Annotated in this window: 6 protein-coding genes; 3 read left to right on the top strand and 3 right to left on the bottom strand. The window is 69.5% G+C overall.

All coding sequences use genetic code 11. The features are described from left to right. From ACFDSW_RS13130 to ACFDSW_RS13120, 3 genes are all read left to right on the top strand, one after another. A partial coding sequence (locus ACFDSW_RS13130) for a calcium-binding protein (RefSeq protein WP_375250733.1) occupies window positions 1-1,011 on the top strand: 1,011 nt, incomplete at its 5' end. A 133-nt stretch (window positions 1,012-1,144) separates the two neighbouring features. Beyond that, window positions 1,145-2,845, top strand: coding sequence for a type I secretion system permease/ATPase (locus ACFDSW_RS13125; protein WP_375250732.1), 1,701 nt, complete (start codon window positions 1,145-1,147; stop codon window positions 2,843-2,845). After that, window positions 2,842-4,197, top strand: a complete 1,356-nt coding sequence (locus tag ACFDSW_RS13120) for an HlyD family type I secretion periplasmic adaptor subunit (protein ID WP_375250731.1) — start codon at window positions 2,842-2,844, stop codon at window positions 4,195-4,197. Before ACFDSW_RS13125 ends, ACFDSW_RS13120 begins: the two co-directional genes overlap by 4 nt. 7 nt (window positions 4,198-4,204) lie before the next feature. Here ACFDSW_RS13120 and ACFDSW_RS13115 read toward each other — a convergent pair whose 3' ends face one another. The 3 genes from ACFDSW_RS13115 to ACFDSW_RS13105 all read right to left on the bottom strand — a co-directional run. After that, a complete protein-coding gene (locus ACFDSW_RS13115; protein WP_375250730.1) occupies window positions 4,205-4,585 on the bottom strand; it encodes a reverse transcriptase-like protein in 381 nt (126 codons plus the stop codon). Continuing rightward, the gene (locus ACFDSW_RS13110; protein ID WP_375250729.1) at window positions 4,582-6,189 is read right to left on the bottom strand and encodes an NAD(P)/FAD-dependent oxidoreductase; all 1,608 of its coding nucleotides are present in this window, start codon (window positions 6,187-6,189) and stop codon (window positions 4,582-4,584) included. The genes ACFDSW_RS13115 and ACFDSW_RS13110 overlap by 4 nt, the downstream gene beginning before the upstream one ends. Before the next feature lie 104 nt (window positions 6,190-6,293). Beyond that, window positions 6,294-8,570, bottom strand: a 2,277-nt coding sequence (locus ACFDSW_RS13105) for an ABC transporter permease (protein ID WP_375250728.1), incomplete at its 5' end; no start/stop codon positions are given.

The raw sequence follows: 8,570 nt of genomic DNA, 5'->3' as shown, positions 1-8,570 counted from the left end.
GCGCTGGCCAGCTATGCGATCACCGGCACGGCGACCGACAGCGGCGATCTGACCGTCACCAACAGCTTCACGATCGCGGTCAACGACGTCAACGAGGCGCCGGTCGCGACGGGCGACACGATCGCGGTCGACGAGGATGCGACGACCGGCAATCTGTGGTCGGCGCTGCTGGGCAATGACAGCGATCCCGACCGGGGGCAGACGCTGTCGATCGTATCGATCGACACGCAGGATACGCTGGGCAGCGTCATTTTCGACGCGGCGACGCAGACGCTGCGCTATGTCGCGGACAACGATGCCTTCGACGCCCTGGAGCCGGGCGCCAGGGCGGTCGACCATTTCACCTACACCGTTACCGACGGCAACGGCCTGACCAGTACGGCGACGGTCGACATCACCGTGACGGGCATGGCCGATGGCGTGACGCTGCGGGCCGGCTTCTTTGGCGGCACCGTCGACGGCGGCGCCGGCGAGGACCGCCTGTATGGCTCGCTGTTCGCCGATACGCTGAACGGCAATGGCGGGCATGACTATCTGTCCGGCGGGTTGGGCAACGATCGACTGTTCGGCGGCGACGGCAATGACGTTCTGTTCGGTGGTCTGGGCAATGACATGCTGAACGGCGGCTCGGGCAAGGATATCCTGTTCGGTGGTCTGGGCGATGATATCCTGACCGGCGGCGCCGGGGCGGACGTGTTCCACTTCGGCCGCGCCGATGGCAGCGATCGTATCACCGATTTCGACGTGGCCGCCGATCGGATCGTGCTCGACGACAACATCCGGCTGCTGAAGACGAAGGTGCAGGACGTCGATCGTGACGGGGTGAAGGATCTGGTGCTGAGCTTTACCGCGGGCACCACGGTGACGCTGCTCGGCGTCAGCGATGCCAGCGCGATCAAATATGCCGCGCCCGATTATTATTCGGACCATCAGCCGGGGACGGATGGCCTGTTCGATAGCCTGGGCGACATCCTCGCCAACAAGTTCGTGGAGCTTGGCCACGGCTTTTGATAGCAAATGATCGTCGGCGCCAGGCGCGCCGCCGCTAGCCGCGCGACCAGATCGGTCGTGCGGCTTCGCGCTTTGGCAGTGTAATCATGTGACTGTTTTGCCCCAGCCTTCCTCAGCCCTGTCGACATCCCCGATGCGTGCCGCGATGGCGACGGTGCGGCGTCACCTGATCGCGGCGGCGGGGTTCAGCGCGCTCGTCAACCTGCTCTATATCGCGCCGACGCTTTACATGCTGCAGGTCTATGATCGCGCGGTGCCGACGCAGGGGCGACAGACGTTGCTGTTCCTGACGCTGGTATTGTTGTTCGCGCTCGCCACGCTGTCGCTGCTTGACCGCGTGCGCGCGCGGCTGCTGACACGCGCGGGGGTGCAGCTCGACGCGGCGCTCTCCCCACGCATTCTCGACGCGACGCTCGGCCGGCCTGATCTGCCGGTCGCGCGCCAGGCGCTGCGCGAGTTCGATACGATGCGGGCGACGCTTACCGGCCCCGGCATGCTCGCGCTGTTCGATGCGCCGTGGATGCCGATCTACATCCTGGTCTGTTTCCTGGTGCATCCGCTGATCGGGCTGGTCGCGCTGATCGGCTGCACGATCCTGCCGCTGATCGCCTGGGCGAACGAACGGTCGACGCGCGCGCGGCTCGATGCGGCGCAACAGGTCGCCAGCCTGTCCTATGCCGCGCAGGACATGGCGCTGGGTGCTGCCGACAGCGTCCGTGCGCTGGGGATGCGCCGCGCGATGGTGGCGCGGCAATTGCGCCAGCGTGAGGCGATGCTGAGCGCGCAGACCGAGGCGAGCTTCGCGACCGGCGGCTATCTGACGCTGACGAAGTTCGTGCGGCTGTCGCTCCAGTCGCTCGCGTTGGGGCTCGGCGCGTGGCTGGCGATCGACAACCGGATCTCGGGGGGCGCGATCTTCGCCTCGTCGTTCCTGATCGCCCGCGCGCTCGCGCCGATCGAGCAACTGATCGGCACATGGCGCGGGGTATGGCAGGCGCAGGCCAGCTACCGCAGTCTCGATACGTTGCTGGCCGGGTCGACCGTGGTGTCGCATGCGACCCAATTGCCCCCGCCGCAGGGGAGAATCGCGCTCGAAGCCGTCACCGTGCTCAACGCCACGCGCGACGGCGCGCTGCTCAACGCGGTGTCGCTGACGATCGAGGCCGGCGAGGTGGTGGCGATCGTCGGGCCGAGCGGCGCGGGCAAATCGACGCTGGTGCGCGCGATCGCGGGCGCCCTGTTGCCCGATCGCGGCGCGGTACGATTCGATGGGGCGGAGGCGCGCGACTGGGATGCGGAGCGACTGGCCCGCCATATCGGCTATCTGCCGCAGGATTCGGTGCTGTTCGGCGGCACCGTCGCCGACAATATCGCACGGTTCGCGCGCGATCTGGGCGAGGATCGCGGCGCGGTGGACGCGGGGGTGGTCGCCGCGGCCATGCTGGTCGGGGCGGATGCGCTGATCCGGCGGCTGCCCAATGGCTATGATCACCGCCTGGGGCTCGACGGGCGCGGCCTGTCGGCGGGCCAGATGCAGCGCGTCGCGCTGGCGCGCGCGGTGTATGGCGATCCCGCGATCCTGATCCTCGACGAGCCCAACGCTCACCTCGATGCGGAGGGGGATGCGGCGTTGATCGCGGCATTGTCGCAGCTGAAGGCGGCGGGCAAGACGATCCTGATCGTCTCGCACAAGCTGGGTATTCTGCCGGTGGTCGATAAATTGCTGGTGCTGCGCGACGGTCGCTCCGAACTTTACGGCCCGCGTGACGAGGTGCTGCCTCGGATCATGCCCCAGCAGCAACGTCGCATGCCCGCGGCGACGGACGCATCATGACCGCGACGCACTTGCTGGCCGCGCCCGCGACGCCCGACGTGCTGGCTCAGGCCGATCCCGGACGCGAGATCCGCGCCGGGCTGGTCATTGCCGGCTTGTTCTTCGTACTGTTTCTTGGTTGGGCGGCGTTCGCGCGGCTCGATGCGGCGGCCTATGCGCCGGGTACGCTGATCGTATCTGGGCAGCGCCAGTCGGTGCAGCATCGCGACGGCGGTGTGGTCGGCGCGATCCTGGTCCGCGACGGGCAGCGTGTGACGCGCGGGCAGGTGCTGGTGCGTCTCGCCGCCGCCGAGGTGCGTGCGCAGGAGCGGGCGCTCGCCTCGCGTGCGATCCGCCTGCTGGCGCAGCGCGCGCGACTGGAGGCGGAGCAGCTGGGCAGCGACCGGGTTGCCGCGCCGCCGGAATATGCCGCGCTGGTGGACGAAGACCGGCGCGAGGCGGCCACCGCCCTGCGCCTGCAACAGACCGAACTCGGAGCGCGCCGTGCCGTGCTGTCGGCGCAGCGCGGCGCGCTGGGGCAGCGGGTCGCCCAATCGGGCGAGCAGGGGCGCGGGCTGGGCGAGCAGGCCGCTTCCGCGCGCGAGCAATTGCGGCTGATCGACGAGCAGATCGCGGCGTTGCGCCCGGTCGCCGACAAAGGCTTCGTGTCGCAGACGCGCATGCGCGAATTGGAACGCGCCCGCGCCGAGCTGGAGGGGCAACGCGGGCAATATGCTGCGGGTGTGGCGCAGACGCGCGGCGCCGCGCGGGAAAGCCAGATCCAGGCGCTGGAGGCCGAGCGCACCTTCCGCGAGCGCACCGCGTCGGATCTTCGCGATGTCGAGGAGAGCTTGGGCGACGTGTTGCCGAAATGGGCGGCGGCGCGCGATCAGCTTGCGCGCACCGAGATCCGCAGCCCAGCGACCGGCGCGGTGGTGGGGCTGTCGGTGTTCACGCCGGGCGGTGTGATCGCGCCGGGGCAGAAATTGATGGATATCGTGCCGGAGAAGACGCCGATGCTGATCCAAGCGCGCATCGCCCCCGACGATGCCGACGACATCCGCGTGGGGCAGCGCACGCTCATCAAATTCTCCGGCCTGCATGAACGCACTTTGCCCAATCTGGAAGGACGGGTGACTCGTCTGTCCGCCGACAGCTTCACCGACGAGAAGAGCGGAACGAGCTATTTCACTGCCGAGGTGGTGGTGCCGCGCGAGCAGTTGCGGCTGATCCGGCAGGTGCGCGGGCCGGGGTTCGCGCTGCGCGCCGGGATGCCGGTACAGGTGCTGATCCCGCTTCGCGCACGGAGCGCGCTCGATTATGCGCTCGAGCCGTTGATCGGCAGTTTCTGGTCATCGTTCCGCGAGCATTGACGGGGCGTCAATCCCGCCGCAGCCGCTCCAGCGCGATCCCCGCGAGGTTCTGCGAGCGTTTGATGTGACGGACCGCCGGGGTCGCGCCATCGGCGAAGAGCGCGCGGAAGCGATCGAGATGGTGCCGCGCCCCGTCGTCGCAGCGTAGCCGTGCGCCCGCCTTCGCGACGATATCGGCGGAATCGCCCAGCAGTACGATCCGTGCCGCCGTCATCGTCCGGGCGATCGTCGCCGCGTGGATCAGCGCCAGCCACTCCGCATCCGCGCTGGTGCCGTGCCCCAGATCGGAGACGATCCACGTCCGGCCGCGCGCCACCACCGCGATCTCCAGCCGCCCATCCATCCCGCGGCAGCCGCCGTCGAAGAATATCTTGACGCGCTCCTTCACAGGCTCTGCGCGACCGCTTCGGCGACCTTGATCCCGTCGACCGCCGCCGACAGGATGCCCCCGGCGTATCCAGCGCCTTCCCCGGCGGGAAACAGTCCGGCGGTGTTGAGGCTCTGGAAATCCGCGCCGCGGGTGAAACGTACCGGCGAGGAGGTGCGGGTTTCCACACCCGTCATCACCACGTCGGGATGATCGTAGCCGGCGATCTGACGGCCGAACACCGGCAACGCTTCGCGCATCGCGGCGATCGCGAAGTCGGGCAGGCAATCCGCCAGGTCGGCGGGCTGCACGCCGGGCCGATAGGAAGGGACCACCGACCCAAGCGAGGTCGACGGCCGCCCGGCGAGGAAATCGCCGAGCCGCTGCGCCGGGGCCTTGTATGTCGATCCACCGGCGACGAACGCCTTGCTTTCCCAGTGGCGCTGCAATGCCAGCCCGGCGAGCGGCCCGTCCGGAAAGTCGCGCGCGGGGTCGATCGCGACGACGAACCCCGAGTTGGCGTTCCGCTCGTTACGGCCATATTGGCTCATGCCATTGGTGGCGACGCGCCCTTCCTCCGATGTCGCCGCGACGACGGTGCCGCCCGGACACATGCAGAAGCTGTAGACGGTGCGACCGTTCGAGCAGTGATGCGAGATATGGTATTCGGCCGCGCCCAGGATCGGATGGCCCGCGTTCGGGCCGAAGCGCGCGCGATCGATCCAGGATTGCGGATGTTCGATGCGCACCCCGATCGAGAAGGGCTTGGCTTCGACATGCACCCCAGCGTCGTGCAGCGACTGAAACGTGTCGCGCGCGCTGTGCCCGATCGCCAGCACGACCCGCTCCGCCGCCAGATAGCCGCCGTCGTGCAGGTGCAGGCCCCGGATGTGGCGTTCGCCCTGCGCGTCGGTGTGGATGTCGAAGCCGTCGACGCGCGTGCCAAAGCGATATTCGCCGCCGAGCTCTTCGATCGTCGCACGCAGGCTTTCCACCATCGTCACCAGCCGGAACGTGCCGATATGGGGATGCGCCTCGGTCAGGATCTCCGCCGGCGCGCCCGCCTTGACGAACTCGGTCAGCACTTTGCGATCGAGGTGGCGAGGGTCCTTGATTCGGCTGTAGAGCTTTCCGTCGGAGAAGGTGCCGGCCCCGCCCTCGCCGAACTGGACGTTGGACTCGGGGTTCAGAACGCTCCGGCGCCACAGCCCCCAGGTGTCCTTGGTGCGTTCGCGCACCACCTTGCCGCGGTCGAGGATGATCGGGCGGAAGCCCATCTGCGCCAGGATCAGCCCGGCGAACAGGCCGCACGGCCCCGCACCGATCACCACGGGACGCGCGATGCCCTGCGGCGCGGTGGCGACGTGGCGATAGCGGGTATCCGGGGTGCGCTGGACATTGCGGTCGCGCGCCAGCTTCGCCAGCACCTTCGCCTCGTCACGCAGCGTGACGTCGACCGTGTAGACGAGCTGGATATCCTGCTTGTCGCGCGCGTCATTGCCGCGCCGCGCCACCGCGAACCGCACCAGATCGCGCGGGGTGATCCGCAGCCGGCGGACGATCGCGGCGGGCAACGCTTCGTCGGGGTGGTGCAGCGGCAGCGTCAGATTGGATAAGCGCAACATGACGCGCGATGTAGCGGCGGGTGGCGCGCGATGCCACCATCGGCGCCGGCGCCCCTCCCGCCACCGGCGATGACGGGATCGCCATGCCCCCTATTTGGCCATCCCTACAGCGCGCGCAGAGCGGTGGCGGGTCTGGCGCGCAGCACCGGCAGGGTCGCGAGCACGCCGATCACGATCGTCAACGCCGCGCCGGTCGCCAGCGTCGTCAGGATCACCGGCCAGTCGGGCAGCCAGTCGAACGTGAACACGCGCGTCACGATGAACCACCCGCCGCCGACACCCAGCGCGAGCGCCACCAGCGCGACGATCGCGGCCATCACGCCATATTCGATCGTCAGCATCGCCACGACCTGTGCCCGCGTTGCGCCGAGGATCTTCAGCACCACCACGTCATAGGCGCGCGCCGCCCGCGCCGCGGCGATCGCGCCCAGCAGCACCGCGATTCCCGCCAATACCGCGATGCCGGCGGCGACCGTGATCGCGGTCGCCATCTGCCCCACCAGAGCCTGCACTTGTTGCAGCACGCCGCCCACTTCCACCACCGATGTCGAGGGGAAGCGCGGCAGGAGCGCCCGAGTGATGGCGGGGGCCCGTGCAGCCGGAACGTCGATCGTCGCGGCCAGATTGTGGGGCACGCCATCCAGCGCGCCGGGTGAGAAGACCATGACGAAATTGAAGCCCAGCGTATCCCATGCGATGCGCCGGAACGACGCGATCCGCGCGGTCCGTTCCAGTCCGAGGACGGACACCGTCAGCGGGTCGCCGATCTTCAATCGTAGCGCCTGCGCCAGCCGCTCGTCGATCGAAACGAGGCTGTCGCGGCCCTCGCTCGCGGTCCACCATCGCCCGGCGGTGAGGGTGCTGCCGGGGGGAAGCGTCGTGGCGAACGTCAGACCGCGCTCGCCACGCAAGGCCCAGGCGTCTTCGGGAATCGCGGGCAGGTCCGCGACACGGGTGTCGCCATAGCCGGTGATCGTGCCGCGCATCAGCGGGACGGTGGCGATCGTCGCCGTCGGCGCCACCTCGGTGATGGTCCGATGGAATTCGCCCGCGCGTTCGGGCGGGACGTCCAGCGCGAACAGCGCTGGCGCGCGCGCCGGCACCGAACGGCGGATATTGCCGTCGATGCTGGTGCGCACGCCGGCGAGCAGGACGAACAGCGTCAGACCGAGCCCGAGCGCGACGACCAGCGATACGGTGCGCGCGCCCGGCCGGTACAAGGCCGTCACCGCCAGTCGCGGCAACGGGTGGCGGGGGCGGGGCAAGCGAGCAGCGCCGGCCCGGATCGCGATGCCGATGACGGCAAGCAGCAGCAGCGCCGCGATCGTCGCCCCCAGGAAGGCGGCGGCGAACAGCGGGCGCTCGCTGACCGTCAGCGCCAAAATCACCACGGGCGCGCCCGCCAGCAGCGCCCAGCCAAGCCCGCGCCACGTGCCGGCCGATCGCGCGTCCAGCGCACCGCGCAGCAACGCCGCCGCCGGGACATGTCCCGCCGCGATCAGCGGTCTGGCGCAAAAAGCGAGGGCGATCAGCAGCCCGTAACCGGCGGCAAGCGCGAGCGGCGCGGGCGCGAACGTCAGCCCCGGCGCAATCGGCAGCACCGTGCCGACCGCGATCCCGACCAGCGGCACCGCCACGACGCCGGCGGCGAGCCCGAGCAGGATACCGATCCCGGCGACTGCGATCAGTTGCAGCAGGTAGACGCGCGCCACCAGACCAGCGGTCGCCCCCAGCACCTTCAGCATCGCGATATTGCCGCGTCGTGCTTCCAGATAGGATGTCACGCCGTTGCCCACGCCGATCCCGGCGATCACCAGCGCGGCCAGCCCGACGAGCGTCAGGAACTCGGCCATGCGTGCCACGAAGCGGCTGGCACCGGGGGATGCGCGATCGCGGGTGCGGGTTTCCCAGCCGGCGGCGGCGAAGCGGCGATCGAAGGCACGAACGACCGTCGCCGGATGCCGCGCGGTGGCGATGCGATATTTGGTCTCGAACAGACTGCCCGGCTGGATCAGCCCGGTGCGGTCGAGCCCGGCCCGCGACACGATCGCCACCGGGCCGAGCGTGAAGCCCTCGCCCAGCCGGTCGGGTTCATCCGCGATGATCCCGCCGATGCCGAACCATGCGGTGCCGAAACGCAGCCGCTGGCCCGGACGGAGCGCCAGCCGTTCCGCCAGCGCCCGGGCAATCCACACCGTGTCGGCGGATGGGGCGCGTACCGTGCGTCCATCGGTCAGGGTCAGGCGGCCGTAGAGGGGATAGAGGCGGTCGACCGACTTCAACTGCACCGGCGCGGTCGCGCCATTGGCAGTGACCGCCATCGACTGCATCCGCTTGGTTTCGGAAACGCGCCCGATCGCGCGCATCGCCGCCAGTTCGTC

Origin of the sequence: Sphingomonas sp., assembly GCF_042091075.1 — a bacterium.
Classification (GTDB): domain Bacteria; phylum Pseudomonadota; class Alphaproteobacteria; order Sphingomonadales; family Sphingomonadaceae; genus Sphingomonas.
The sequence above is the reverse complement of the archived record's forward strand: the minus strand, read 5'-3'. Positions and strand labels throughout refer to the sequence as shown.

Bases quoted from the DNA above. Each gene is read 5' to 3' on its own strand.
- ACFDSW_RS13120 (WP_375250731.1), top strand. From the start codon at position 2,842: ATGACCGCGACGCACTTGCTGGCCGCGCCCGCGACGCCCGACGTGCTG.
- ACFDSW_RS13125 (WP_375250732.1), top strand. From the start codon at position 1,145: ATGCGTGCCGCGATGGCGACGGTGCGGCGTCACCTGATCGCGGCGGCG.
- ACFDSW_RS13110 (WP_375250729.1), bottom strand. From the start codon at position 6,189: ATGTTGCGCTTATCCAATCTGACGCTGCCGCTGCACCACCCCGACGAA.